At 67.3% G+C, this 1,660-nt stretch carries 1 protein-coding gene; it reads left to right on the forward strand.

The window, feature by feature from the left end:
* Positions 1-1,660, forward strand: a 1,660-nt coding sequence (locus tag ACYVD7_RS14300) for an amino acid adenylation domain-containing protein (RefSeq protein ID WP_460764558.1), incomplete at both ends; no start/stop codon positions are given.

The following is a 1,660-nucleotide window of genomic DNA, read 5'->3' on the forward strand; positions in this document are numbered from 1 at the left end:
CCTGGAATCGGACACCGCGCTGTGGGCCCAGTACGGCACCGACAACCCGGTAGTCGACGACCTCGCCGCGCACCACCTCGCCTACATCATCTACACCTCCGGCTCCACCGGCGCTCCCAAGGGCGTCATGGTCGAGCACCGCAACGTCGTCAACCTGTGGTCGGCATTCGAACGCAACGTGTTCGCGCAATGCCAGGGCAATGTGCGGCTCGGACTGGATGCGAGCCTGTCGTTCGACGCATCGGTGCAGTCGCTGGTCCAGTTGTTGTCGGGCCGCTGCATCGTGATCGTGCCGGCGTCCGCGCGTGCGGACGGCGATGCCCTGGTGGCCTTCATCGAGCAGCAGCAGATCGAAATCTTCGACTGCACGCCGGCGCAGTTCGAGCTACTCACGGCCAGTGGCCTGCTGGATGCCGGAAAGCATCGCCTGCACACGCTGCTGATCGGTGGCGAGGCTCTGTCGAGCAAGGCATGGGACGTCGCCGCCGCCGCGTCGATACGCTGCTTCAACGTCTATGGCCCGACCGAGTGCACGGTCGACGCGACCGTGGCCCGCATCCTGCCGGCGACATCGCCGCACATCGGGCGGCCGCTGGCCAATACCCGCATCTACCTGCTGGACGATGTTGGGCAACCGGTGCCGACGGGTACCACCGGCGAAATCCATATCGGTGGCGCTGGCGTGTCGCGTGGCTACCTCAACCGCGAAGCACTCACGACGGAGCGGTTCATCGCCAGCCCGTTCATTACCGGCGACCGGCTGTACCGGACGGGCGATCTTGGGCGCTGGCGCGCGGACGGCAACATCGAGTACCTGGGCCGCAACGACTTCCAGGTGAAGATCCGCGGCTTCCGCATCGAGCTGGGCGAGATCGAAGCGCGCCTGGGCGAACACCCCGGCGTGCGTGAGGCCGTCGTGCTCGCGCGCGAGGACCGTCCGGGCGACAAGCGCCTGGTCGCCTACGTCGCCATGCACGACGCGGCGCCGATGAACCTCGAAGCGTTGCGCGCGCACCTGCGCACGACGCTGCCCGAGCACATGGTGCCGGCGGCGTACGTGGCCATCGCGACCTTCCCGCTCACCACCAACGGCAAACTGGACCGCAAGGCGCTGCCCGCGCCGGAGGCGGACGCCTACATCACCGGCGCGTACGAAGCACCGCAGGGCGAGGTGGAAGAAACGCTCGCCCGGATCTGGAGTGACCTGCTCAAGCTCGAACGCGTCGGCCGCCACGACAACTTCTTCGAACTGGGCGGACACTCGCTGCTCGCCACCACCTTGATATCGCGGCTGCGCCAGGCGCTGGAAGTGGAAGTCACGCTCAAGGACGTGTTCCTGCATCCGGTGCTCGCGGCGTTCGCGAATGCGGTGAGCAGCGCCTCGCGCCACGAGTCGATGGCAATCGCGCACGTGCCGCGGACGAACACCCTGTCGTTGTCGTTCGCGCAGCAGCGCTTGTGGTTCCTCGCCCAGATGGACGGCGTCATCAGCGATGCGTACCACATCCCGATGGCGCTGCGCCTGCACGGCGCACTCGACCGCAATGCGCTGCGCCGCGCGCTCGACCGCATCGTCCATCGTCACGAAGCGCTGCGTACCACCTTCCATCGCATCGGCAACGACCCGGTCCAGCACATCGCCGCGGCCGATGTCGGCTTC

The sequence above is a fragment of the Lysobacter fragariae genome (assembly GCF_054779775.1).